This window comes from Erythrobacter sp. SG61-1L (genome assembly GCF_001305965.1).
Lineage (GTDB): Bacteria > Pseudomonadota > Alphaproteobacteria > Sphingomonadales > Sphingomonadaceae > Andeanibacterium.
On the sequence record NZ_JXQC01000003.1, the window covers coordinates 2,719,534 to 2,743,501 of the forward strand.

At 63.9% G+C, this 23,968-nt stretch carries 23 protein-coding genes and 1 tRNA gene; 18 read left to right on the forward strand and 6 right to left on the reverse strand.

The window, feature by feature from the left end; translation table 11 throughout:
- Positions 1-5: 5 nt before the first annotated feature.
- Positions 6-1,001 (reverse strand): beta-eliminating lyase-related protein, encoded by a 996-nt coding sequence (locus SZ64_RS13300; protein ID WP_054531272.1) that lies wholly within the window; start codon positions 999-1,001, stop codon positions 6-8.
- Between the two features lie 63 nt (positions 1,002-1,064).
- Between SZ64_RS13300 and SZ64_RS13305 the strand changes: the two genes are divergently transcribed.
- The gene (locus tag SZ64_RS13305) at positions 1,065-1,355 is read left to right on the forward strand and encodes a GNAT family N-acetyltransferase (RefSeq protein ID WP_054531273.1); all 291 of its coding nucleotides are present in this window, start codon (positions 1,065-1,067) and stop codon (positions 1,353-1,355) included.
- Positions 1,356-1,544: 189 nt separating this feature from the next.
- Positions 1,545-1,955 (forward strand): PRC-barrel domain-containing protein, encoded by a 411-nt coding sequence (locus SZ64_RS13310; RefSeq protein WP_241773041.1) that lies wholly within the window; start codon positions 1,545-1,547, stop codon positions 1,953-1,955.
- A gap of 123 nt (positions 1,956-2,078) precedes the next feature.
- Here SZ64_RS13310 and SZ64_RS13315 read toward each other — a convergent pair.
- Positions 2,079-2,153, reverse strand: a tRNA-Thr gene (locus SZ64_RS13315).
- 113 nt (positions 2,154-2,266) lie between these two features.
- On the opposite strand from SZ64_RS13315, the gene SZ64_RS18825 reads away from it, so the two are divergent.
- The 11 genes from SZ64_RS18825 to SZ64_RS13365 all read left to right on the forward strand — a co-directional run bounded on the left by SZ64_RS18825 (position 2,267) and on the right by SZ64_RS13365 (position 11,818).
- Positions 2,267-2,440 carry a hypothetical protein gene (locus tag SZ64_RS18825; RefSeq protein ID WP_193391526.1) on the forward strand — a complete coding sequence of 58 codons (174 nt, stop codon included), beginning with the start codon at positions 2,267-2,269 and terminating at the stop codon, positions 2,438-2,440.
- Between the two features lie 39 nt (positions 2,441-2,479).
- Positions 2,480-3,178, forward strand: coding sequence for a 2,3-diphosphoglycerate-dependent phosphoglycerate mutase (gene gpmA, locus SZ64_RS13320; RefSeq protein WP_054531274.1), 699 nt, complete (start codon positions 2,480-2,482; stop codon positions 3,176-3,178).
- Between the two features lies 1 nt (position 3,179).
- Positions 3,180-3,689, forward strand: coding sequence for a 5-(carboxyamino)imidazole ribonucleotide mutase (gene purE / locus SZ64_RS13325; RefSeq protein WP_054531275.1), 510 nt, complete (start codon positions 3,180-3,182; stop codon positions 3,687-3,689).
- Between the two features lie 10 nt (positions 3,690-3,699).
- On the forward strand, positions 3,700-4,764 hold the full coding sequence (locus SZ64_RS13330) for a 5-(carboxyamino)imidazole ribonucleotide synthase (RefSeq protein ID WP_054531276.1): 1,065 nt from the start codon (positions 3,700-3,702) through the stop codon (positions 4,762-4,764).
- Positions 4,764-5,249, forward strand: coding sequence for a dihydrofolate reductase (locus SZ64_RS13335; protein ID WP_054531277.1), 486 nt, complete (start codon positions 4,764-4,766; stop codon positions 5,247-5,249). The genes SZ64_RS13330 and SZ64_RS13335 overlap by 1 nt, the downstream gene beginning before the upstream one ends.
- Positions 5,249-6,172, forward strand: a complete 924-nt coding sequence (locus SZ64_RS13340) for a bifunctional riboflavin kinase/FAD synthetase (RefSeq protein WP_054531278.1) — start codon at positions 5,249-5,251, stop codon at positions 6,170-6,172. Before SZ64_RS13335 ends, SZ64_RS13340 begins: the two co-directional genes overlap by 1 nt.
- A gap of 10 nt (positions 6,173-6,182) precedes the next feature.
- Positions 6,183-6,755, forward strand: coding sequence for a GNAT family N-acetyltransferase (locus SZ64_RS13345; RefSeq protein WP_054531279.1), 573 nt, complete (start codon positions 6,183-6,185; stop codon positions 6,753-6,755).
- A gap of 19 nt (positions 6,756-6,774) precedes the next feature.
- Positions 6,775-7,830: a glycerophosphodiester phosphodiesterase family protein gene (locus SZ64_RS13350; RefSeq protein WP_054531280.1), complete on the forward strand. Its 1,056-nt coding sequence runs from the start codon at positions 6,775-6,777 to the stop codon at positions 7,828-7,830.
- 108 nt (positions 7,831-7,938) lie between these two features.
- On the forward strand, positions 7,939-10,869 hold the full coding sequence (gene ileS, locus SZ64_RS13355) for an isoleucine--tRNA ligase (protein ID WP_054531281.1): 2,931 nt from the start codon (positions 7,939-7,941) through the stop codon (positions 10,867-10,869).
- Positions 10,869-11,381: a signal peptidase II gene (gene lspA / locus SZ64_RS13360; protein WP_054531282.1), complete on the forward strand. Its 513-nt coding sequence runs from the start codon at positions 10,869-10,871 to the stop codon at positions 11,379-11,381. The genes ileS and lspA overlap by 1 nt, the downstream gene beginning before the upstream one ends.
- A gap of 17 nt (positions 11,382-11,398) precedes the next feature.
- Positions 11,399-11,818 (forward strand): DUF3035 domain-containing protein, encoded by a 420-nt coding sequence (locus SZ64_RS13365; RefSeq protein ID WP_054531283.1) that lies wholly within the window; start codon positions 11,399-11,401, stop codon positions 11,816-11,818.
- 67 nt (positions 11,819-11,885) lie between these two features.
- Here SZ64_RS13365 and SZ64_RS13370 read toward each other — a convergent pair whose 3' ends face one another.
- Positions 11,886-13,211, reverse strand: coding sequence for a hemolysin family protein (locus SZ64_RS13370; protein ID WP_054531284.1), 1,326 nt, complete (start codon positions 13,209-13,211; stop codon positions 11,886-11,888).
- Between the two features lie 168 nt (positions 13,212-13,379).
- Between SZ64_RS13370 and SZ64_RS13375 the strand changes: the two genes are divergently transcribed.
- A complete protein-coding gene (locus SZ64_RS13375) occupies positions 13,380-14,072 on the forward strand; it encodes an OmpA family protein (protein ID WP_054531285.1) in 693 nt (230 codons plus the stop codon).
- 63 nt (positions 14,073-14,135) lie between these two features.
- Here SZ64_RS13375 and SZ64_RS13380 read toward each other — a convergent pair whose 3' ends face one another.
- A complete protein-coding gene (locus SZ64_RS13380; RefSeq protein ID WP_054532254.1) occupies positions 14,136-14,939 on the reverse strand; it encodes a 3'(2'),5'-bisphosphate nucleotidase CysQ in 804 nt (267 codons plus the stop codon).
- A gap of 102 nt (positions 14,940-15,041) precedes the next feature.
- Here SZ64_RS13380 and sucC point away from each other — a divergent pair, with 102 nt between their 5' ends.
- The 4 genes from sucC (at position 15,042) to SZ64_RS13400 (ending at position 19,189) form a co-directional block, all read left to right on the forward strand.
- Positions 15,042-16,241, forward strand: a complete 1,200-nt coding sequence (gene sucC / locus SZ64_RS13385; protein WP_054531286.1) for an ADP-forming succinate--CoA ligase subunit beta — start codon at positions 15,042-15,044, stop codon at positions 16,239-16,241.
- 190 nt (positions 16,242-16,431) lie between these two features.
- Positions 16,432-17,178: an electron transfer flavoprotein subunit beta/FixA family protein gene (locus SZ64_RS13390; RefSeq protein WP_054531287.1), complete on the forward strand. Its 747-nt coding sequence runs from the start codon at positions 16,432-16,434 to the stop codon at positions 17,176-17,178.
- Positions 17,178-18,107 carry an electron transfer flavoprotein subunit alpha/FixB family protein gene (locus SZ64_RS13395; RefSeq protein WP_054531288.1) on the forward strand — a complete coding sequence of 310 codons (930 nt, stop codon included), beginning with the start codon at positions 17,178-17,180 and terminating at the stop codon, positions 18,105-18,107. The genes SZ64_RS13390 and SZ64_RS13395 overlap by 1 nt, the downstream gene beginning before the upstream one ends.
- 86 nt (positions 18,108-18,193) lie before the next feature.
- Entirely contained in the window at positions 18,194-19,189 is a 996-nt protein-coding gene (locus tag SZ64_RS13400; RefSeq protein ID WP_054531289.1) for a hypothetical protein, read from the forward strand.
- A gap of 49 nt (positions 19,190-19,238) precedes the next feature.
- Here the strand turns inward: SZ64_RS13400 and SZ64_RS13405 are convergent, their stop codons facing one another.
- A complete protein-coding gene (locus SZ64_RS13405) occupies positions 19,239-20,444 on the reverse strand; it encodes a DUF445 domain-containing protein (protein WP_054532255.1) in 1,206 nt (401 codons plus the stop codon).
- A 112-nt stretch (positions 20,445-20,556) separates the two neighbouring features.
- Entirely contained in the window at positions 20,557-23,961 is a 3,405-nt protein-coding gene (locus SZ64_RS13410) for an efflux RND transporter permease subunit (protein WP_054531290.1), read from the reverse strand.
- Positions 23,962-23,968 lie beyond the last annotated feature (7 nt).

The window sequence follows — 23,968 nt, forward strand, 5'->3', positions numbered from 1 at the left end:
GGCGCTCATAGGGCGGCAATCGCCTTTGCCAGCGCGGCGGCATGTTCCGCAGGCGTATCCCACGCCGTGACCATGCGCACCGATGCATCGTCCCAGTCGTAAAAGGCAAAGCCCTGCGCGCGCAGGGCCGCGCGTTCGGCTCCATCCATGCGCAGGAACACTTCGTTGGCCTCTACCGGGTGAAGCAGGCGGCCTGTCGCCCCGCTTGCCACTTCAACCGCCGCGGCATTGGCCGCCCGGGCATTTTCCAGCCACAGGCCATCTTCGATCAGTGCCAGCAACTGTGCAGCCAGATAGCGGCCCTTGGACTGCAAGTGCCCGGCCCGCTTGCGCCGCCAACGGGCCAGATCGGCCTGTTCCGGATCGAAGAACACCACGGCTTCCGCATCCATGCCGCCATTTTTCACGCAGCCGAAGCTCAGCACATCGACCGGCCCGGCCGATTCGGCGGGCGTGCAGCCGAGAAAGGCCGTGGCATTGGCAAAGCGTGCGCCGTCCATATGCAGGCCAAGGCCATGCGCCTTTGCCAGCGCGCCGATCGCCGCCAGTTCGTCGGGACAATAGGCACGGCCATATTCGCTGGCCTGCGTGATGGAGATCGCCTGCGCGGGCACCTGATGCACGCCGCGCGTGATGCCCGCCAGCACCGCTGAGATGCTTTCCGCCGTCAGCTTCGCGCCATCGCCTTCGGCCAGCAACAGCTTGGCACCGTGCAGGAAGAAGCCCGGCGCGCCGCATTCGTCCATTTCGATATGCGCCTCGCGGTGGCAGATCACGCCGCCATGCGGCTGCACCATGGTAGTGAGCGCAAGGCAGTTTGCCGCCGTGCCGGTGGCGACCCAGATCGCCGCCACATCCCGCCCGAACAGCGCCGAAAACGCCTCATCCATCCGCTGCGAAAGCGAATCGCCATCATAGGGGCGGTCCGCCGAATCGGCCGCCTGCATCGCCGCCCACACTGCCGGGTGCACGCGCGCCGCATTGTCGGAAAGGAATTGCATGGCAGCGCCATGGACCCGGGCCGGGGCTTGTGCAAGATTCCCGCTGAGGCAAGAGGAGTCCCCATGGAAGGCTTGGCAATCACCCGCATCGATCACGGCGACCATGGCGAATATCGCGCCCATCCGGCAGACAGCCATTTCATCGGGCGGCTGACCTGGGTGCAGAAAGACGGTGTCCGTGCGGCTGAACACACGATCGTGCCCAAAGAGATCGGCGGGCGCGGGATCGCGGGCGAGTTGGTGAAGGCCCTGATTGCCGATGCGCGTGAACAGGGCTTCCGCATCGCGCCGCAATGTTCCTATGTCGCCGCCCAGTTCGATCGGCACCCGGAATGGGCGGATTTGCGCGCCTGATTGGCATATCCAGCCGGGCCGGTCCCCCACTGCGATGAGCGGCGGAACACCGCCCCTGCCCCTCCGTTGATCGGATACAGGCGACGGACGGATCGCTGACGCGCCGGTCGAATCGGCGCGTATCGCGGGCCACCCCATGGCTGCCCCCGCATCCGCCCGCGCTTCCGCGAACAACGGAGGAGATGCGACATGAACCAGATGACCAGCGAAACCCTGATGCCTGACAAGGCCGCAGGCCCTGGCAATTCCGTGAGCACCGAAGAGACGCACGATCTGATCTCGTCCGACAAGGTGGACGGCACCGCCGTCTATTCCACCGATGGCGAGAAGCTGGGCCATGTCGATCATCTGATGATCGGCAAGCGCAGCGGACAGGTGAAATATGCCGTGATGAGCTTCGGCGGCTTCCTGGGTCTGGGTGAAAGCTATCACCCGATTCCCTGGGATGCGCTGGATTACGATACGCAGCGCGACGGCTATGTCGTCGCCATCGACAAGGCCAAGCTGCATGACGCGCCTTACTACACAGGCGATTCCCCGCCCGTGTTCGACGCCAATTTCGGCGCGGGCCTCTATCGCTATTACGGCGTGTTCTACTGAAGCAGGCTGCGCATACGGGCCGGGCGGCCCGACGCATCCGCACCGGCCCCTGGGCCTCGGCGCAAGCCGGGGCCCTTCGCTTGAGGGCCAGGTTCCAGCCTGATTTTCAGGAAAGAAGGGAAATGGTGCTGCTGGGGAGGATTGAACTCCCGACCTCAGCCTTACCAAGGATGCGCTCTACCACTGAGCTACAGCAGCCAACCATTTCAGATGCGGGGCGAGGCGCAAAAGCCCTGCCCGGCAGGGGCGCGCTATTGGCGGGGCTGGCAGGGCTTGTCAAGCACTGCCCGGCTGCGGCAATGCCTTTCGTGATGAAGGACGAACCCGCCACCCTATCCCGCGAAGAACGGCTTGCCGCAAAGCTCCGCGAAAACCTGCGCCGCCGCAAGGCACAGTCCCGCGAGATGGAGGCGCGCGAAACGCTGGATGGCACGGCGGATCAGGCGGAAAACGCCACCCTTCCCAAAGAGGCTTCGAAAAGCTAGGGCGACGTGCTCCCGACCGAGAGCAGGAGCAGATTGCCCGTGTCCACCCCCCGCGCCAGCCTTATCCTTGTCCGCCATGGCCAGAGCCAGTGGAACCTGGAGAACCGTTTCACCGGCTGGTGGGACGTGGATCTGACCGATCAGGGAATCGCCGAAGCGCGCGCCGCCGGCGAATTGCTGGGCGCCAAGGGCCTGCTGCCGACCTGCGCCTTCACTTCGCTGCAGACCCGCGCGATCCGCACTTTGCACATCGTGCTGCGCCATTGCGGCCGCCTGTGGGTGCCCGAAACCAAGGACTGGCGCCTGAACGAACGCCATTATGGCGGGCTGACCGGGCTGGACAAGGCCGAGACCGCCGCCAAGCATGGCGACGATCAGGTGAAGATCTGGCGCCGCAGCTTTGACGTGCCGCCGCCGCCGATGGATGCGGGCGGGCCGTTCGATCTCTCGTCCGATCCGCGCTATGCCGGGATCGACGTGCCGGCGACCGAAAGCCTGAAGGACACGATCGCCCGCGTGCTGCCCTATTATGAAAGCGCCATCCTGCCCGAGCTTTCCGCCGGCAAGACGGTGATCGTTGCCGCGCATGGCAATTCGCTGCGCGCGCTGGTGAAGCACCTGTCGGGCATTTCCGACGATGACATCACCGGGCTGGAAATTCCGACCGGCCAGCCCATCGTCTATGATTTCGACGATGCCATGGCGCCGGGCGAACGGCATTATCTGAAGGACAGGTAAGATGGGGGCAGGAACCGCGCCGAACGGGGCGCCGAAAGTTGCGATCATCATGGGCAGCCAGTCTGACTGGCCGACCATGCAATGCGCCGCCAAGGTGCTCGACGATCTGGGCGTCGCTTACGATGCGCGAATCGTTTCCGCCCACCGCACGCCGGAACGGATGTTCGATTTCGCCCGCACGGCCGAAGCACAGGGCTTCCACGTGATTATCGCGGGTGCAGGCGGCGCGGCACATCTGCCGGGCATGGTCGCCTCGCTCACCCATCTGCCCGTGCTGGGCGTTCCGGTGAAGTCCAAGGCGCTGTCCGGGCAGGACAGCCTGCTGTCCATCGTGCAGATGCCGGCGGGCATTCCCGTGGGCACTCTGGCCATCGGCGAAGCCGGTGCGACCAATGCCGGGCTTCATGCCGCCGCGATTCTCGCCCTGTCCGATGCCGCCCTTTCCGAACGGCTGAAGGCATGGCGCGCCACCAATACGGCATCGGTGGCGGAAAAGCCTTCCGACGACTAGAGCGAGGCCCATGCTTCTTCCCGGCGCCACGATCGGCATTCTCGGCGGCGGCCAGCTTGGCCGCATGATGGCCGTTGCGGCCGCCCAGCTCGGCTATCGCTGCCATATCTACGCGCCGGAAACGGAAAGCGTGGCGGGCGAAGTTTCCGCCCAGCTGACCCGCGCGGACTGGCACGATACGCAGGCGCTGGCCGATTTCGCCGCGCAATGCGACGTGATTACCTATGAGTTCGAGAATGTGGCTGCCGGCCCGCTGGCGATGATCGCGGACATCGCGCCGCTGCGTCCCGGCCCCAAGGTGCTGGAAATCGCCCAGTCGCGCAGCAACGAGAAGAATTTCGCGCGCGATTGCGGCGGGGTGACTGCGCCTTTCGCCCTGGTCGATTCGGCGGAAGAACTGGCTGCGGCCATTGCCGAAATCGGCGCGCCTGCGATCCTGAAGACCAACCGCCTCGGCTATGACGGCAAGGGCCAGATGCGCCTTTCCGGCGGGGAAGACCCGGCGCAGGTCTGGCAGGAAATCGGCGCCCATACTTGCGTGCTGGAAGGTTTCGTCACCTTCGAGGCGGAATTCTCGGTGATTCTGGTGCGCGGGCTGGATGGCGAAATCCGCTTCTGGGACAGTGCGGAAAACGTCCATGTCGGCGGCATTCTGGCCACTTCCACCGTTCCCGCATCGCCTGTGGCGCAGGCGCAGGTGGCCGAAGCACGCCACTTTGCGGCGCGCATGGCGGAAGAGCTTGGCTATGTCGGCGTCCTGTCCTGCGAATTCTTCGCCACGGCAGAAGGCCCGGTGTTCAACGAAATGGCGCCGCGCGTGCACAATTCCGGCCACTGGACCATCGAAGGCGCGGTGACGAGCCAGTTCGAAAACCACATTCGCGCGATTTGCGGCCTGCCGCTGGGCGATACCTCGCTCACCGGGTCGCAGGTGGTGATGGACAATCTGATCGGCGACGACGGGCTGGACGTTCTGCCGATCCTGCAGGACGGGGCGAACCGCCTGCATCTCTATGGCAAGAGCGAGGCGCGCCCTGGCCGCAAGATGGGCCATGTGACGAAGGTGACACGCTGATGGCGCGCGACATCCTGTTCATCGTTGCCCGGGCGAGCGACGGGACCATCGCCATCGACGGCAAGGTTCCCTGGCAGATTTCCGCCGATCTCAAGCGATTCAAGCGGATCACCATGGGCACGCCGATGGTGATGGGCCGCAAGACTTTCGAGAGCCTGCCCGGCCTGCTGCCCGGCCGCCGCCACATCGTGCTGACTCGCGATGCAAGTTGGCAGGCAGAGGGCGCGGAAGTGGCCCATTCGGTGGAGCAGGCGCTGGAAATGGCCGGGGACGGCGATGTTTCCGTGATCGGCGGGGCGGAAATCTTCGCCCTGTTCGCCCCGCTGGCCACCCGCTTCGAACTGACCGAGGTGCATGAGGATACGCAGGGCGATGTGTTCATGCCCTATCCCGGCCCCGAATGGCGCGAGACTGCGCGCGAAGAACATCCCGCCGCCGATGGCTGGCCCCCCTACGCCTTCGTTACACTGGAGAAACGCCCCTGATGCGCCTCGACCACCGCCAGCCGATCCCCGAAAACCTGCGCGGCGCGATCGTGGCGCTGGGCAATTTCGACGGCTTCCATCTGGGCCATCAGGCCGTGGTGAAGGAAACGGTGGAATGGGCGCGCAGCGAAGGCCGCCCGGCGATCATCGCCACCTTCGACCCGCACCCCATCCGCCATTTCGCGCCGCATGTGCCGCCCTTCCGCCTGACCACGCTGGACCAGCGCGAGGAGATGTTCGCGGCCGCCGGGGCGGATGCCATGCTGGTGTTCCATTTCGACGATGAACTGGCCACCACCCATGCCGACGATTTCATCTGCACCCTGCTGGCCAAGCGCGTCGGCGCGGCGGGCGTGGTGACGGGTGAGGATTTCACCTTCGGCAAGGGCCGTGACGGCAATCGCGACACGCTGATCGCACTGGGCAAGGCCCATGGCATCGCCGCGCGCGCCGTGCCCGAAGTGATGGAAAGCGGCATGGTCGTTTCGTCCAGCCGCATCCGCGATTCGCTCAAGGCCGGGGAATGCGACGTGGCCACCCGCCTGCTGACCCGCCCCTTCGCCGTGCGCAGCACCGTGCAACATGGCGACAAGCGCGGCCGGGAAATCGGCTTTCCCACTGCCAACATGGCACTGGGCGCCTATCTGCGCCCGCGCTTCGGCGTCTATGCCATCACCGGCACCGTGCTGGACACCGGCGAACAGTTGAAGGGCGCCGCCAATATCGGCATCCGCCCGCAATTCGAGCCGCCGATCGAATTGCTGGAACCGCATTTCTTCGATTTTTCCGCCGACCTCTATGGCCGCGAGATCGAAGTGCAGTTCCGCCACTTCCTGCGGCCCGAAGCGAAGTTCGATTCGCTCGACGCGCTGATTGCCCAGATGAACCGCGACTGCGACCGCGCGCGCGAATTGCTGGCCTGAACCCGCAATCATGTCGGGCATCCCGGTTCTGGAGACGGAGCGCCTGATTCTGCGCGGCTTCCAGCCGTCAGACCGCGAGCCATTCATGGAAGCCCTGGCGAAGGACGAATTCGCCCGCACCATTTCGCGCGAGGGGCGGGGCCTGACGCGGGAAGAGGCATGGCGCTCCATGGCCATGATCAACGGCAGCTGGTCGCTGGAAGGCTTCGGCAATTGGGTGGCGACGCTGAAGGAAACGGGCGAACCCATCGGCCGCCTTGGCCCCTTCGCCCCGCCGGGCTGGCCCGGTTTCGAAGTCGGCTGGGCAATCTTCCCCGAACATCAGCGCCGCGGCTATGCCGTGGAAGGCGCCGCCGCCGCGCTTGTCTGGTGCAAGGAAGCACTGGGGCACGATCTGGTCATGCACTGCATCCTGAAAGGCAATGCAGGCAGCGAAAAGACGGCCGCCGCGCTCGGTTCCCGGCCCGAACGGGACTGGAGCCCGCCGTGGGGCGGCGATGTTACCATTTGGTACACGCATTGGGATGAATTCACCCGCAGCATGCCCTATCGGCGGCTGATGGCGTGGCGCAGCGGCGCCTGATCGCGATTCGGGGGGAATCATGGGGGGTAATCGCAAGGCCTGGCTCACGGGCGCCGGCATGGTGCTGGCGCTCGGCTTCGTGGGGCTGACTTTCACCAATGCCAGCTGGCTGGCCGATGCGCCGCGCGGCACGCCGTGGAAAGTGGCCCATCGCGGAATCGGGCAATATGCCACCGGCCCCGGCCCGAACGGTTGCAGCGCCGCCGCGATAGAGCAACCGGTGCATCAGTTCATCGAGAACACCCTGCCCTCGCTCGCACAGACCCGGCGGCTTGGCGCAGGCATGCTGGCGGTGGACCTCGTCCCCACGGCAGACGGCAAATTCGCCGTGTTCCGCGACGCCACGCTCGATTGCCGGACAGAGGGCAAGGGCAAGGTTCGCAGCCAGACGATGGATCAGCTCAAGCAGCTCGATGTCGGCTATGGCTATACGGCGGATGGCGGCAAGAGCTTCCCCCTGCGCGGCAAGGGCATTGGCGCCATGCCATCGCTGGACGAATTGCTGGCCGCGGTTCCCGATACGCCGATCCTGTTCAACCTGAACGGCTTCACCCCCGCCGATGTGGACCAGTTGGCCCGCACCCTGCGCGGATCGCTGCGCGACGTGGACAATTCGCGCGACGGTTTTTCCGGCGACACCCCTGCCATCCGCCGCATTGCCGAACATTTCCCCAAGGCGTGGAGCTTCAGCGTGGAAGGCGCGAAGGCCTGCCAGAGCGACTATATGCTCAGTGGCTGGACCGGCGCCCTGCCCGACAGCTGCCGGGGCGGCACCATGCTGGTGACGATGGAAAACAGCTTCTTCCTGTGGGGCTGGCCCAATCGCCTGATCCAGCGGATGGAAGCACAGGGCGGCCATGTGATCATCGCCCCGCCCGCGCCCGACACATCCCCGCTGGGCGGCCTTTCCCTGCCTGAAGAGATCGGCGAGATTCCCTCCACCTTCAACGGCCATATCCTGATCGACGATATGTGGACCGTAGGCCCCGCCCTGCACCCATCGCTCGACAAGCGCCGCGATGAAGAGATTGCAAAGGCCGAAGCCGGGCTGGAGAAGCGCCGGGCCACGAAGTGATCCCACGCGTGATCCGGGCGGGCACTTCGCCCGAAAAACCGGCTCCGCGTTCTTCCCGGCGTGTGGATAGTCTTTATCACGCCGGTTCTTTGCTCTAACGGCGCAGCCATGTCAGAACAGCGCGATTATCGTCCCACGGTTTTCCTCCCGAAGACCGATTTCCCGATGAAGGCCGGCCTCCCCCAGAAGGAGCCGGGCATTCTTGCGCGCTGGCAGGCTGACGGGCTGTATGAAAAGCTGCGCGCCGCCCGTGCGGGCGAGGAAAAGTTCATCCTGCACGATGGCCCGCCCTATGCGAATGGCGACATGCATATCGGCCATGCGCTGAACCACATCCTGAAGGACATGGTGGTGCGCACGCAAAGCTTGCTGGGCAAGGACGCGCCCTATGTTCCCGGCTGGGACTGCCACGGCCTGCCCATCGAATGGAAGGTCGAGGAAGAATACCGCAAGAAGAAGAAGAACAAGGACGAGGTTCCCGCCAAGGAATTCCGCGCCGAATGCCGCGCCTACGCCCAGAACTGGGTGAATGTGCAGCGCGAACAGCTCAAGCGCCTGGGCGTGAATGGCGATTGGGACCATCCCTATCTGACCATGGATTTCCAGGCCGAAGCCACCATCGTGGGCGAGCTGCTGAAATTCGCGGAAGCCGGCCAGCTCTATCGCGGTGCCAAGCCGGTGATGTGGTCGCCCGTAGAAAAGACGGCGCTGGCGGAAGCCGAGGTTGAGTACGAGGACATTACCTCGACCCAGATCGACGTGGCCTTCGAGATCACCGAGAGCCCGATCAAGGAACTGATCGGCGCCTATGCGGTGATCTGGACGACGACCCCCTGGACGATCCCGGTGAACCAGGCTTTGGCCTACGGGCCGGAGGTTGAGTATGTTTTGTCTGCAGTTATCGTCGCTGCGCATGCTGCTTGGAAAGATGATGCAGAACTTCAACCTGCTTTCGTCGCAAACACTGTTGGCAAGCAGTTCCTTATTGCCCGCTCACTTCTACCGCAGTTCCAAGAACGAATTGTCGGGAAAGGTGGCTCACTAGAAATCGAAGAAATCTGGTCCGGCAAAGGCTCCGACCTCGCCGGGACCGTCGCCCGTCACCCGATGCACCAGCTCGGCGGCTTCTTTGCCGAGCCGCGCCCCTTCCTGTCCGGCGACTTCGTCACCACCGAAAGCGGCACCGGCCTGGTCCACATGGCGCCCGACCATGGCGAGGACGATTTCGACCTGTGCAAGGCCCATGGGATCGAGCCGAAATTCGTGGTGGAGGCCGATGGCCGCTATCGCGAAGACTGGGCATGGCTGGGCGGTCAGGGATCGGTCATCAATCCCAAGTTCAACGCGCCCGACGGGCCGATCTGCACCGACCTGCGCGAAGCAGGCGGGCTGCTGGCCGCATCGGCGGATTACAAACATTCCTATCCGCATAGCTGGCGCAGCAAGGCCAAGGTGATCTTCCGCTGCACGCCGCAATGGTTCGTGCCGATGGACAAGCCGCTGACCACGCTGGAATTCCCGGTCGCCCCGCTGGACGGCGTGGGCGCTGCCGTGGCCGCCGTGGTTTCCGCCAACAGCGCAACCCTGCGCGAAGTGGCGCTGCAGGCCATCGCCGAAACACGCTTCGTGCCGGACAAGGGCCGCAACCGCATCGGCAGCATGGTGGAAGGCCGCCCGGACTGGGTGCTTTCGCGCCAGCGCGCCTGGGGCGTGCCGATCACCCTGTTCGTCGATCGCAAGACCGGCCAGTATCTCAACGATCCCGCAGTCAATGCCCGCATCGTCGCCGCCGTGCGCGAACAGGGCGTGGATGCCTGGGATGACGAGAATGCCGCCGCACTGCTCGGCCCCGATTACGATCTGGCCGATTACGAACGCATCACCGACATTCTGGACGTGTGGTTCGATTCGGGCAGCACCCATGCCTTCGTGCTGGAAAGCGGCCGCTGGCCCGAATTGCTGCGCCCGGAAGGCTATGAAGGCCCGCCGGCGGACCTCTATCTGGAAGGCAGCGACCAGCATCGCGGCTGGTTCCAGTCTTCCCTGCTGGAAAGCTGCGCCACGCGCGGCCATGCGCCCTACAAAGCGGTTCTGACCCACGGCTTCACCATGGATCAGAAGGGCATGAAAATGTCCAAGTCGCTCGGCAACACCGTCAGCCCGCTGAAGGTGATGGAGCAATATGGCGCGGACATCATCCGCCTGTGGGCGCTCTCGGTAGATTACACCGAAGATCACCGCATCGGGGACGAGATCCTCAAGGGCGTGGCCGACCAGTATCGCAAGCTGCGCAATACCTTCCGCTACCTGCTGGGTGCGCTGGACGGCTTCACCGAGGAAGAACGCCTGCCGGTGGAGGAAATGCCGCAGCTTGAGCATTACATGCTCGCCTTGCTGCGCGATCTGGATACGGAACTGCGTCGGGCGACCGATGCGTTCGATTTCAACGCCTATGTCCGCGCGCTGACCGATTTCTGCAATGAAGACCTCTCGGCCTTCTTCTTCGATATCCGCAAGGACTGCCTCTATTGCGATGCGCCGTCGGACCCGCGCCGCCGCGCCTATCGCACGGTGCTGGACACTCTGTTCCACGCCCTGATCCGCTATGCGGCGCCGGTGCTGGTCTTCACTGCGGAAGAAGTGTGGCAGAGCCGCTATCCCGACAGCGAAAGCGTGCACCTGCTGGTGTGGCCGGAACTGCCCGTGGCCCATGCCGCCATGGCCGACTGGAACGGCCTGCGCGAATTGCGCCAGAAAGTGACCGAGGCCATCGAGCCGCTGCGCCGCGACAAGACGCTGGGTTCCAGCCTGCAGGCCGAAGTAATCCTGCCGGAAGGCCCGATGGTGTTCGACGATGCACAATTGGCAGAGCTGTTCATCACCGCGTCAGTCACGCACGCTAAGGGCGATGAAGTGACTGTCACCGCAACCTCTCGCCACAAATGCGGCCGCTGCTGGCGCCATCTGCCCGAAGTGGCGGAAGACGGCGCCCTGTGCGACCGCTGCGAAAGCGTGGTTGCCGAAATGGATGCCGCCTGATGGCCCGTGCAACCCGCAACCGGCTTTACGGCCTCGGCCTTGCCGCAGTGGTTCTGGCGCTTGACCTGTGGGTGAAGGCGCTGGTGCTCGGCCCCATCGCCCTGCGCAACCAGCCGGGCGGCCAGATCGAGATCCTGCCCTTCTTCAACCTCACCTGGACGCAGAATTTCGGCGTCTCGCTGGGGATGCTGCAGGCCACCTCCGCCGAAATGCGCTGGGGCCTCGTGGCGATGACCGGGCTGATCGCACTGGTGGTGCTGGTGTGGATGCTGCGCGAGCGGCGGCTGTGGGACATCCTGCCGCTGGCCTTCGTGCTGGGCGGCGCGCTGGGCAATATCCGCGATCGCACCGTCTATGGCTATGTGATCGACTATGCCGATCTCCATTTCGGAGAATGGCGCCCCTTCATGATCTTCAACATTGCCGATGCCGCGATCAGCATCGGTGTCGTGATTATCCTTGCCCGCGCGATCTTCCTGCGCGAAAAGCCTGCTCAAACGAGCGCCGCATAGGCCCCGGAGAAGAATTGATGCGCAAGACCACCACGATCCTCCTGCTGCTGGCCGGTTCGGCCATGCTCGCTTCCTGCGGCAGCGGCGGCGGCATCTTCAACCGCGCGCGGCCCGATGAATTCGCGGTGCAGCGCCAGGCCCCGCTGGTGGTTCCGCCCGATTTCAACCTCGTGCCCCCGGCCCCCGGCGCCCCGCGCCCGGCAGAAGGCACCGCCAGCCAGCAGGCGCTCGATGCGCTGTTCGGCGGCACCGCCCCGCGTTCCAGCGTGGAAACCAGCGCGCTTGACCGTGCAGGCTCGGCCGATGCGGGCATCCGCTCCGCCGTGGGCGATACGCAGACCAATACGGTGGACAAGGGCACTGTCACCCGCGCCATCGTTTCCGCGCCGCAGGGCGACGGGCGCGAAGCACAGGCCGTGATCCCCAATCAAGGCTGACCTGGCCTGACCGGACATGAAAAAGGCCCGCTTCGGCGGGCCTTTTCTTTTGGCGAGGGCAGGCGCGTCAATCGCCCGTATCGGGTTCAGGTGCCTCGTCGTTAAGCTGGCTGACCAACAGCTGGTCGATGCGGAGGCCGTCCATATCGACCACCTCGAAGCGCCAGCCCTGCGTTTCGAACACTTCGCCCACCGTCGGCAGCTTCTTCAGCACGGCAAGGACGAAACCCGCCGCCGTGGCGAATTCACGATCTTCGGGCAGTTCGATTCCCAGCCGGTCAGCCATCAGATCCGCCGGCATATAGCCAGCAACCAGCAGCGATCCGTCCGCCCGCTCCACCAACTGCGGCGCATCGCCTTCATCCTGATGGCTGACGAAAGTGCCCACCAGCGCCATCAGCAAGTCAGCCGGAGTGACGACGCCTTCCAGGTGGCCATATTCATCATGCACCATGGCCATGCCAGTGCCCGATTGCTGCAACATGCGCAGCGCATCCATGGCATCCAGCTGGTCGGGAATGACCTCAGGCTTGCGCAGCACGCTGTCGAGATCGATGGTCTTCTTCTCCAGCAGCAGGGCCAGCACTTCGCGCACCTTCACCACGCCCACGACCTTGTCGGTCGAGCCATCGGCGACTGGCAGCAGCGAATGGGGCGATGCGGCGATGGTCGCGCGAATTTCCGCCTCGCTCGCCGAACAGTCGATCCAGTCCAGCTCGGTGCGGGGGGTCATCAGTTCGCGCACCGGACGATTCGCCAGCTTCATGATCCCGGCCATGATCGCACGCTCGTCTTCCTCGATCGCGCCGGACCGGGTCGCCTCGGCGAAGATGATCTGCAGTTCCTCGGCCGTCAGCCCGTGTTCGCCGCGATGGCTGATCCGCAGCAGGCGCATGAGCGTGGCGGAAGACTTGTCGAGCAACCAGACGAAGGGCGCCGCCACCTTGGACAGCAGCATCATGGGCCGTGCCATCAACAGCGCGATCGGCTCTGCCGCGCGCAGGGCGAATTGCTTGGGCACCAGTTCGCCCACGACGAGGCTGAAATAGGTGGTCAGCACGATCACCAGCGCAAAGCCGACTTCGTCCGCCATCCTGTCGGGCACGCCCAGCAGGCCCAGCCGCTCGCCCACGGGCCCGCCAAGGCTCGCCCCGGAATAGGCACCCGCGATAATGCCCACCAGCGTGATGCCGATCTGAACCGTGGAGAGAAACTTGCCCGGGTCCGCTTCCAGATCGATCGCGGCCTTGGCGGCTTTGCTGCCCTTTTCGGCTGCCACTTGCAGGCGGGCCGGCCGTGCGGAAACGATGGCCAGTTCGGACATGGCGAACAGGCCATTGAGCAAAATCAGTCCTGCGATGATCAGGACGTCGATCCAGGGGAAAGGTGTCACGAGGCATCGCTAGCAGATTCTTGCCGCCCCGCAAATCGCTCAACCCATCCCTGTGCCGGAAGGAGTTCCAATCCGTTCATCTAAGAGTAAAGACCGGAAAGGCAGCAGGAATTGACGCGGGCAATCTCCCCCCTTTGGCCCGCGCAAGAACAGAAAGGAGCCTTCACCATGAGGAAATCGCGCCTTTTCATCTCGAGTTTCGCAGCAGCAGCGCTGCTCTCCACCACGGCATGCGTGACCGATCCGAACACGGGCGAGAAGAAAGTCTCGCGCACGGCGATCGGCGGCGTGGGCGGCGCACTGGGCGGTTACCTTCTGGGCGGCCTGATCGGCGGCAAGACCGGCCGCATCATCGGTGCGGGCATCGGCGGCGTGGCCGGTGCGGCAGTCGGCTACACGATGGACAAGCAGATCAAGGAACTGAAGGAACAGACTGCCGGCAGCGGCGTGGATGTTACCGAAACGCCTGACGGCCAGGCCATTCTGGTCAATCTGCCCAATGGCGTCACCTTCGATGTGGACAGCAGCACGGTGAAGCCGGAATTCCAGCGCACGCTGGATACTATCGCCAACAGCCTGGTGACTTATCCCAACAGCCTGATCGACGTGATGGGCCACACCGATTCCACCGGTAGCGACGAGTATAACCTCGCTCTGTCGCAGCGCCGCGCCAATGCGGTGGCCGATTATCTGGTGATGCGGGGCGTATCGCGCGCCCGCGTGGCGACCATCGGCTATGGCGAACGCTATCCGGTGGCCGATAACAACACCGAATATGGCCGCGCGCAGAACCGCCGCGTGGAACTGAAGATCACCCCGATCAGCCAGGAAGACGTGAGCGCCGCCCGTCAGGGCAACTAAGCGCCCATAGCCAATGGCTGAAAGAAGGGCCGGCCGCTGCCAAGGGGCAGTGCGCCGGCCTTTTCATTCCGGCGGCAGGGAAAGCACCGCCGCGCGATCCGCCAGCCGCTCCACCGCGGCAGCATGAATCGCCGGGGCACACACCAGCACACCGAAGGCGCGCGGATCGCGCTTGTTATAGGCCAGCGGCTCGCCAAAAGCGTCGCTGACGGCGGCGCCCGCCTCCCGCGCGATCAGGGTCGCGGCGGCGATATCCCATTCATAGCCCCAGCGCAGGGTGGCCAGCAGATCGGCCCGGTCATCCGCCACCATGGCGATGCGCAGGGCGATGGAATTGGGCTTTTCGACCATGGTCAGGTCGCGATCTTCCTTCGGCAGGGAATCGGCCGGCACACGCGATCCGGGAAAGTCCTGCCGGGTGCTGGCCTTGAGGCGCCTGCCATTGAGCCATGCGCCCTGCCCGGCCATGCCATACCATTCCTCGCCGCCAGGTTCGGTCCCGCGTGCCGGCGCCACCAGCATCCCGATCAGGGGGCGCCCGGCACTGACCAGCGCGACCGAGACGGACCAGCCGGGGCGCCCGCGCATGAAATCGCGCGTGCCGTCGATCGGATCGACCAACCAGCACAGGCCCCTGCCCAACCGCTCGGGATGATCGGCGGTTTCTTCCGAAAGCCATCCGGCCGAGGGAAGCAGGGCGAGCAATTCGCGGCGCAGGAAATCGTCCACTTCCATATCCGCATCGGTGACTGGGGAGCCGGGCGTCTTCTCCCAGCTCTTCACCGTGTGGCCAGCACCGGGCCACTGGCGCATGGCGATCTGCCCGGCTTCGCGGACGATCTTTTCGAGGCGTTGCCGGTCGATCATTTCCCAATGCCAGTTGAAGCGGTGCGCGGCACTTTTCAAGCCATGGCGATTGTGCTTATGCGAAAGCACTCCCTTCACATCCTTGAAAGAGCCGAGTCCCCCATGAACATTCACGAATATCAGGCCAAGGAACTGCTCGCGAAATTCGGTATCGGCATTCCGGCCGGCTATCCCGCACTCACCGTTGAAGAAGCGGTTGCAGGTGCGAAACAGCTCCCCGGGCCGCTTTATGTCGTGAAGGCCCAGATTCATGCGGGCGGGCGCGGCAAGGGCAAGTTCAAGGAACTGGCCGCCGATGCCAAGGGCGGCGTGCGCCTGGCCAAGAGCATCGAGGAAGTAGAAGCCAACGCCAAAGAAATGCTCGGCAATACGCTGGTGACGGTGCAGACCGGTGAAGCGGGCAAGCAGGTGAACCGCCTCTACATCACCGATGGCGTGGACATCGCGAAGGAATACTACCTTTCCATGCTGGTGGACCGTGCAAGCGGCCGCGTGGCGATGATCGTTTCCACCGAAGGCGGCATGGACATCGAAACCGTGGCGCATGAAACGCCCGAAAAGATCACCACCATCACCATCGATCCGGCCCAGGGCTTCATGCCTCACCACGGTCGCGCGGTGGCCTTCGCGCTGAAGCTGCAGGGCGATCTCAACAAGCAGGCCCAGAAGCTGGCGAAGCAGCTTTACGAAGCCTTCATGACGCTCGACTGCGCGATGCTGGAAATCAACCCGCTGGTTGAAACCGTGGACGGCAAGCTGCTGGTGCTCGACACCAAGATGAGCTTCGATTCCAACGCGCTCTACCGCCACCCCGATGTGGAAGCGATGCGCGACGAGACCGAGGAAGATCCGATGGAAGTGGAAGCTTCCAAATACGATCTGGCCTACATCAAGCTGGATGGCGACATCGGCTGCATGGTGAACGGCGCGGGCCTTGCCATGGCCACCATGGACATCATCAAGCTGAACGGCGCCTTCCCGGCCAACTTCCTCGACGTGGGCGGCGGCGCCAACAAGGAAAAGGTGACTGCGGCCTTCAAGATCATCCTGTCCGATCCGGCCGTGAAGGGCATTCTGGTCAATATCTTCGGCGGCATCATGCGCTGCGACACCATCGCGGAAGGCATTGTGGCGGCCGCCAAGGAAGTCGATCTGTCCGTGCCGCTGGTGGTGCGCCTTGAAGGCACCAATGTGCAGCAGGGCAAGGACATCCTGAACAATTCGGGCCTGCCGATCGTTTCGGCCAACGATCTGGGCGATGCCGCCAAGAAGATCGTTGCCGAAGTCAAGCAGGCAGCCTGACGCTACGGCGCACTCGCGCCATTACAGCTTTAGGCGGGCTCGGGCGCATGCGTCCGGGCCCGCTGCGTTTCAAACTGCCCTTCCTGCCCCCTTGACCTAGGGCTTGGGGGGCGCGATGGCAGCAGCCAACAGCGTGTAACCGACCGGTTAAACGCGATTTCGGGAACCTTAAGGGAAGGATGCACTCCCCATGAAGATCCTCGTGCCCGTGAAGCGGGTGATCGACTATAATGTGAAGCCCCGCGTGAAGGCGGACGGCACCGGCGTCGATCTGGCCAATGTGAAGATGAGCATGAACCCGTTCGACGAGATCGCCGTGGAAGAGGCGATCCGGCTGAAGGAAAAGGGCGCCGCGACGGAAATCGTGGTCGTCTCCATCGGCCCGGCGAAGGCTCAGGAAACGCTGCGCACCGCACTTGCCATGGGCGGGGATCGCGCGATCCTGGTGCAGACCGATGACGAGGTGGCACCGCTGGCCGTCGCCAAGATCCTCAAGGCAATTGCCGACGAGGAACAGCCCGGCCTGGTGGTAATGGGCAAGCAGGCGATCGACGACGATTCCAACCAGACGGGCCAGATGCTGGCCGCGCTGATGGGCCGCCCGCAGGGTACTTTCGCCAGCAAGGTGGAAGTCGCCGGCGACACGGTGAACGTGACGCGCGAAGTCGATGGTGGGCTTGAGACGGTGAGCCTCACGCTCCCGGCCATCGTCACCACCGATCTGCGCCTGAACGAGCCGCGCTATGCCTCGCTGCCCAATATCATGAAGGCCAAGTCCAAGCCTCTGGCAACCAAGTCCCCGGCCGATCTGGGTGTGGACACCGCGCCGCGCCTCAAGACGCTGAAGGTCAGCGAACCGCCCGTGCGCAAGGCTGGCATCAAGGTCGGCTCGGTTGACGAGCTGGTGGCCAAGATCAAGGAACTGGGAGTCGCCTGATGAACACGCTGGTCTGGGCAGAACATGACAATGCGTCGCTGAAGGACGCAACCCTCTCCGCCGTCACCGCCGCAGGCAAGCTGGGCGAAGTGACCGTGCTGGTCGCAGGCAAGGATTGCGGCGCCGTGGCCGATGCTGCGGCGCAAATTGCCGGTGTCGCCAAGGTGCTGAAGGCCGACGATGCGGCCTACGAACATGCGCTGGCCGAAAACGTCGCCCCGCTGGTTGCCGGGCTGATGGACGGGTTCGATGCTTTCGTGGCGCCCGCCACCACCACGGGCAAGAACATCGCCCCGCGCGTCGCCGCGCTGCTGGACGTGATGCAGGTATCGGACATCCTTTCGGTTGAAGGCCCCAAGACCTTCACCCGCCCGATCTATGCCGGCAATGCGATTGCCACCGTGGAATCGAGCGATGCCAAGCTGGTCGTCACTGTGCGCGGCACTGCGTTCGAGCGTGCGGCCTCCACGGGCGGTTCGGCTGCGGTGGAAGCCGTTTCCGGCTCGGGCGATGCGGGTCTTTCCAGCTTCGTCGGTGCGGAAGTCGCCAAGTCCGACCGTCCCGAACTCACCAGCGCCAAGGTGATCGTCTCGGGCGGGCGCGCGCTGAAGGACGGGGAAACCTTCCAGTCGGTGCTCACTCCGCTGGCCGACAAGCTGGGTGCCGCCATCGGCGCCAGCCGCGCCGCGGTGGACGCAGGCTATGTGCCCAACGACTATCAGGTCGGCCAGACAGGCAAGATCGTGGCGCCCGAGCTTTACATCGCAATCGGCATTTCCGGTGCGATCCAGCATCTGGCGGGGATGAAGGATTCCAAGACCATCATCGCCATAAACAAGGACGAAGACGCGCCGATCTTCTCGGTGGCGGATTATGGCCTTGTTGCCGATCTTTTCCAGGCTGTGCCGGAACTCACCGAGAAATTGTGAGGCCCGGCACACGGGAATAATCCCGTGTTGATTATCTCCCCGTTCCGTTGATAAAGTCCGGAAAAAAGGGATTGGGAGATAATGCCATGAGGAAGATTCTCGCTTCGGCGAGCGTGTTTGCCTTGCTTTCGGCAACGGCACACGCCGCCGATGGTGACGCATCGCGCGTTTACAAGCCGTCCAGCGCCTGGCAGGCCGATTTCGGGGACGATTATTGTCGTCTCGCCCGCAGCTTCAGCGACGGGAAAGACACGCTTTCTGTCGCGCTGGAGCGCATCCAGCCGACCAATTCCGTGCGCCTTATCCTGGTCGGCAACGGGATCAGGATGTTCCGCGGGTCCGACCAGCTAGGTTTCACGCTTTCCCCCTCGGGCGGGGAGCGGAAGGGCCCGTTCTGGCGTTCGGAAACGACCGACGGCCGGCAATATCTCAATCTGGGCGAAGTCTTCATGGCACCGCCGATGGCATTTGGGGCACCTCCCGGCGCACCAAGGGTCGAGGCAAGGAAAGAGTTTGACCGTGTACCGGACAAGCCTGCAGCCGGAGCGCCTCCTGCCCCGCCCCAACCGGGCCAGCCGCTTGCGATCCCGCCCTATAATCGCACGGCCGAACAGGAATTTGCCAAGGGCGTTACCGCCATCGACATTACCAGTGGCGTGATGGAACCCGCACGGATCGAGACCGGCAATCTCAAGGCTCCCATCGGTGTGCTGCAGCAATGCGCGGACGACCTGCTTGCCGTCTGGGGTCTCGACCCTGAAAAGCACAAGGCGATGACCCGCCGGGCCGCCCCGGCGACCGAAGCGAACAAATGGCTGCCCACCGGAACCATCGGCTTTGGCGATTTCCCCAAGCTGGGCGGTTCGGCCAATCAGTTCCGCATCATGGTGAGCGCCGAAGGCAAGCCCACCAGTTGCACCGTGCATTGGCCGACACTGGAGCAGAAGACGAACGACGCTGTTTGCAAGGCCATCATGAACAAGGGCGAATTCTCGCCCGCGCTTGATGCCGCCGGCCAGCCCATGTCCAGTTACTGGACGGTTGCCCCCTTCTTCCTGATGCCACCTTTCGGCGGGACGTGAGCCCCGTCGGGCAGCCTGTAGGGGGTGGCTGGGGGGCTATTGCGACCCCTTACAGGCTGTCGATAAAGTGGATTGTCACCCCGACCAGCCCACCCACCATCGTGCCGTTGATGCGGATGAACTGAAGATCCCGGCCCACGGCGCCTTCAATCCGGTCCGTCACCGTGCGGGCATCCCAGCGGCGCACGGTTTCGGAAACGAGCCGAACGATCTGCGAACCATAACGGGTTGCGATACCCACAACGATGCGGCGGGCAAAGCGGTTCACCTGAACCTGCAGTACCAGATCGTTGCGCAGAGCAGCGCCCAGTTCCGACAGGGCGCCGCCCAACTGGCCCGAAAGTGCCGCATCGGGATTGCGCGCCGCGGAAATCAACCCCTGCCTCAGGCGTTCCCATACGCCGTCCCACCAGACGGCCACGGCGGGATTATCCAGCAGGTCACGCTTGATGCGTTCAACCTTGGCTCGCATTTCAGGATCATGCGTCAGATCCCGCGCAAGCTGTTCCAGCCCTTCCTCCACCTTGCGGCGCAGGGGATGGTCCGGATCGACAATACATTCTGCAAGCAGCTTGTAGAGGCCATCCAGCACTGAATTGGCCAGCTTCTCGTCCAGCCCGGTCAGGCGCAACAGGGCATTGGCGCGCTGGTGGATCATGCCGCGCACGAGCTCCTCATTCGCTTCCAGCGTCATTCCCGCCCAGCGCAGCAGGCTTTCCAGCACGGGCAGATGGCGCTTGTCGGCAATCGCCGCCTCCATCATCTGGCCAAGCAGGGGCGCGATTTCCAACCGGTCCAGCTGGCCCTTCAGCCCTGCCTTCATCTGTCCGCCCAGCCGGTCCGGATCGAGCGATTCCAGCACTTCGGCAAACAGTTCCGCCGCGCCCGCCCTGATGCGCGAGGGGCGGCCGCCGGTCGGTTCAGCGAGGAAATTGCCGGTCGCCAGCGCAAGGTTCATCGCCTGCATCCGCCGCGCTACCACGGCAGGCGTCAGGAAGTTCGCCTGCAGGAACGCCGCCATCGTATCGGCAATACGATCCTTGTTTTCAGGAATGATCGCCGTGTGGGGAATTGGTAGGCCCAACGGCCTGCGGAACAGGGCCGTAACCGCGAACCAATCAGCCAGACCGCCCACCATCGCCGCTTCGGCAAAGGCCCGGACATAACCCCATGCAGGGTGCATTCCGGTGAAATGGCGCGCAGTCATATAAAGCCCGGCCATGGCGATAAGCAGGGCCGTAGCGAAAATCCGCATTGAGCGCGCCCGGTCGACCGGAGGAAACACGCGCAGGGCAGGCTTGAAACGCGGGCGACCGCCCGGCCGGGAGGCAGACCGGTTGTCCGGCCCGCTCATGGCAACAACCCCGTCACTCCGCGGGCAAGGCCTCCGGCCCTCGGCCCCGGCGCCGTTCGTCACCGGGGTTGTAGGTCAGCAGATTGCGCCGCAGCCAAGGGCCGACACGCTTTTCGAAGCCATCCGCCAGGCTGAAGCCGGCAGGCACGATCAGCAGGGTCAGCAGGGTAGACAGGATCAGGCCGCCGATCACCGTCGTGCCCATCGGCGCACGCCATGCAGCATCGCCCGAAAGCGAAAGCGCGGTGGGAATCATGCCCGCGGTCATGGCCATGGTCGTCATCACGATAGGCTGGGCGCGCTTGTGCCCTGCTTCGAGGATTGCGGCCTGTTTGGCTTCGCCGCGTTCCATCTCTTCCAATGCGAAGTCGATCAGCAGGATCGAGTTCTTGGCCACGATGCCCAGCAGCATGAGAATACCGATGAACACGGAGATCGAGATGGGCTGCCCCAGCAGGGTAAGCGCGATCAGGCCGCCCAGCGGTGCAAGCAACAGCGACGTCATGTTCACCAGCGGCGACACAAAGCGGCGATAGAGCAGCACAAGGACGCCGAACACCAGCAGAACGCCGCTGACCACTGCAATCACGAAGTTATAGATCAGTTCCGCCTGCCACTTTTCATCGCCCACAGCGTTGTTGGAAACACCAGCAGGCAGGTTCTTCATGATCGGTAGGGCGTTGATCTTGTCCATCACCGGACCCTTCAGAACGCCTTCGCCAAGGTCCGCGCCCACAAAGATGCGGCGTGACTGGTTATAGCGCTGAATTTGAGTCGGCCCCGCACCGAAGCGGATTTCCGCCACCCGCTTGAGCGGCACGGAACCGCCGCTGGCCGTGGTGACGGGCAGGTTTTCGATCGTGGCGATGTCTCGGCGCGAATCCTTGGGCAGGATCACGCGGATCGGCACCTGCCGGTCGGAAAGGGAGAACTTGGCCGCATTCTGGTCAATTTCGCCCATGGTGGCGATGCGGATCGTCTGGCTGAGGGCCGAAGTGGTCACACCAAGCTGCGCAGCCAGATCGAGCCGCGGCACGATCACCAGTTCCGGCCGCTGGAGGTCCGCCGCGATACGCGGTGCGACGACACCCTTGATGCCCTTCATCTGGTCAACCAGCGTCTGTGCCGTCTGCTGCAGCAGTTCGGGATTCGAACCGGCGAGCATGACCGAAATCTCGCGCCCGGTGCCGCCCCCGCCGCCCTGCGACGAGAAGGTGACTCGGGCATCGGCGATATTCTGGAATTCCTTGTTCAGGCGCCGCTCGAAGTCGATGCTGGTATTTTCGCGATCGGGCTTGAGCATGATGAACAGTGTCGCGCTGCCTTCGCTCACGCGTTCCATCACCAGCCGCACTTCCTGCTGTTCGCTCAGGATACCTGCGACGCGGTCCGCCACTTCCTCGGTCTGCTCGATCGTGGTGCCGGGCACCATTTCGATATTGGCGCGACTGGAATCGGAATCCGTCAGCGGCTGGAACTGCATTGGCAGCAGGTAGAACATGGCCAGCGTGAGACCGAGCGCACCCACGCCGATACCGAAGCACCACAGGCGATGATCCCGCAGGCGGGCATGAATCCGGCCGCGGAAGAATTCGTGATATTCGGCAACCTTCGCACCGTGGATCTGCGAGATGAGGATGTTCACCACCAGTGCGGCGATCCAGCTGGCAGCGAAGGCCCCGATCAGGATTGCCGGAACTTCCGCCAGCTTGGGCAGTTCGAGAATGCCGGCCAGCTTGAACGCGCCATATCCGCCGCCGACAAACCCGAACACGATGGCGAGGATATAGACCGTTTCGGCCTGGAACGTGGCCCAGTTGGGGGTAACCGGCGTCAGACGTTCGCGCATGGCGTGAGCCAGACGCGTATCGAGCGACCAGGCCAGCACCTTCATGTAAAGGTCCATCAGCCAGCCGCCGCCATGTTCCTGATGGCCCTTGGCCTTGAGGAAATAGGCCGCGATCATGGGCGTGATCATTCGCGCCACGGCAAGGCTCATCAGAACCGCCGCAACCACGGTGAGGCCGAAATTCTTGAAGAACTGGCCGGAAATGCCGGGCATCAGGCCCACGGGCAGGAACACCGCCACAATCGAGAATGTGGTGGCCATCACCGCCAGGCCGATTTCGTCGGCAGCGTCGATGGCGGCCTGATAGGCGCTTTTGCCCATGCGCATATGGCGCACGATATTCTCGATCTCCACGATCGCATCGTCCACCAGCACGCCGGCCACGAGGCTGAGCGCAAGCAGCGACAGCTCGTTCAGAGTGAAGCCCAGCAGGTCCATGAACCAGAAGGTGGGGATTGCCGAAAGCGGGATTGCGATGGCGCTGATGATCGTTGCGCGCCAGTCCCGCAGGAACAGGAACACCACCACGATGGCCAGAACCGCGCCTTCGATCATCGCCTCCATCGAGGTCGAATACTGATCCTTGGTATATTCCACCGAAGTGTAGAGTTCGGTGATGTGAATGCCGCGGTTTTCCTTCTGCAGGTCCGCGATGATCTTCTGCGCCTCGTCATAGACGGTGACGTCCGAAGCGCCCTTGGCGCGTTCGAGGCTGAAGGTGACGACCTGCTTGCCCTTGATCTTGGCGATCGAGGTCTGTTCCGAATAGCCGTCATACACGGTGGCGACATCGCGCAGGCGGATTACGCGGCCATTGGAATTGATCCGCGTTTCGCCCAGCTGATAGGCATCGTCCGCATTGCCCAGCACGCGCACGGACTGGCGCGCACCGGCGATTTCCGCCCGGCCGCCCGCCGCATCGGTATTCACCTGACGCAGCACCTGGTTGATCTGGCTGGCGGTAACGCCCAGCGACTGCATCCGCGCCGGATCGAGCACCACGCGGATTTCGCGGTCCACACCGCCCGCACGGCTGACTGCGGCCATGCCTTCGATCGACATCAGCTTGCGCGAAACCGTATCGTCGACGAACCAGCTGAGCTGTTCCATCGTCATGTCATCGGCACTGACGGCATAATAGCCGATGGGGCCATTGCCGCCGACTTCGATCTTGGAAACGCGCGGTTCCAGAATGCCGTCGGGCAAGTCGCTGCGGATCTGGTCGACCGCGTTCTTCACTTCGTTCACGGCATCATTGGCATCGGTGCCGATGACGAACTGCACGAAAGTGGAACTGCTGCCTTCCGAAGCGGTCGACTGGATTTCATCCACGCCGTTGATCGAACGGACGGCCGCTTCCACCTTCTGGGTGATCTGGGTTTCGATTTCGGTCGGCGCGGCGCCCGGCTGGGAAATGAAGACGTTGACGCCCGGAAAATCGATATCCGGGCTGCCGTTCACATCCATGCGGTTGAACGCCACCACACCCGCCAGCAGCAGGCCAATGAACAGCACGATCGGGACGATGGGGTTCCTGATCGACCAGGCGGAAAGGTTGCGAAGATTCACGGTGCCG

Coding starts and splice junctions, on each gene's coding strand:
- SZ64_RS13335 (WP_054531277.1), top strand. CDS start 4,764: ATGGCGCGCGACATCCTGTTCATCGTTGCCCGGGCGAGCGACGGGACC.
- sucC (WP_054531286.1), top strand. CDS start 15,042: ATGAACATTCACGAATATCAGGCCAAGGAACTGCTCGCGAAATTCGGT.
- SZ64_RS13310 (WP_241773041.1), top strand. CDS start 1,545: ATGAACCAGATGACCAGCGAAACCCTGATGCCTGACAAGGCCGCAGGC.
- SZ64_RS18825 (WP_193391526.1), top strand. CDS start 2,267: ATGAAGGACGAACCCGCCACCCTATCCCGCGAAGAACGGCTTGCCGCA.
- SZ64_RS13350 (WP_054531280.1), top strand. CDS start 6,775: ATGGGGGGTAATCGCAAGGCCTGGCTCACGGGCGCCGGCATGGTGCTG.
- SZ64_RS13340 (WP_054531278.1), top strand. CDS start 5,249: ATGCGCCTCGACCACCGCCAGCCGATCCCCGAAAACCTGCGCGGCGCG.
- SZ64_RS13395 (WP_054531288.1), top strand. CDS start 17,178: ATGAACACGCTGGTCTGGGCAGAACATGACAATGCGTCGCTGAAGGAC.
- SZ64_RS13400 (WP_054531289.1), top strand. CDS start 18,194: ATGAGGAAGATTCTCGCTTCGGCGAGCGTGTTTGCCTTGCTTTCGGCA.
- ileS (WP_054531281.1), top strand. CDS start 7,939: ATGTCAGAACAGCGCGATTATCGTCCCACGGTTTTCCTCCCGAAGACC.
- SZ64_RS13345 (WP_054531279.1), top strand. CDS start 6,183: ATGTCGGGCATCCCGGTTCTGGAGACGGAGCGCCTGATTCTGCGCGGC.
- SZ64_RS13405 (WP_054532255.1), bottom strand. CDS start 20,444: ATGCGGATTTTCGCTACGGCCCTGCTTATCGCCATGGCCGGGCTTTAT.
- SZ64_RS13305 (WP_054531273.1), top strand. CDS start 1,065: ATGGAAGGCTTGGCAATCACCCGCATCGATCACGGCGACCATGGCGAA.
- purE (WP_054531275.1), top strand. CDS start 3,180: ATGGGGGCAGGAACCGCGCCGAACGGGGCGCCGAAAGTTGCGATCATC.
- lspA (WP_054531282.1), top strand. CDS start 10,869: ATGGCCCGTGCAACCCGCAACCGGCTTTACGGCCTCGGCCTTGCCGCA.
- SZ64_RS13390 (WP_054531287.1), top strand. CDS start 16,432: ATGAAGATCCTCGTGCCCGTGAAGCGGGTGATCGACTATAATGTGAAG.
- SZ64_RS13300 (WP_054531272.1), bottom strand. CDS start 1,001: ATGCAATTCCTTTCCGACAATGCGGCGCGCGTGCACCCGGCAGTGTGG.
- SZ64_RS13375 (WP_054531285.1), top strand. CDS start 13,380: ATGAGGAAATCGCGCCTTTTCATCTCGAGTTTCGCAGCAGCAGCGCTG.
- SZ64_RS13365 (WP_054531283.1), top strand. CDS start 11,399: ATGCGCAAGACCACCACGATCCTCCTGCTGCTGGCCGGTTCGGCCATG.
- SZ64_RS13330 (WP_054531276.1), top strand. CDS start 3,700: ATGCTTCTTCCCGGCGCCACGATCGGCATTCTCGGCGGCGGCCAGCTT.
- SZ64_RS13380 (WP_054532254.1), bottom strand. CDS start 14,939: ATGATCGACCGGCAACGCCTCGAAAAGATCGTCCGCGAAGCCGGGCAG.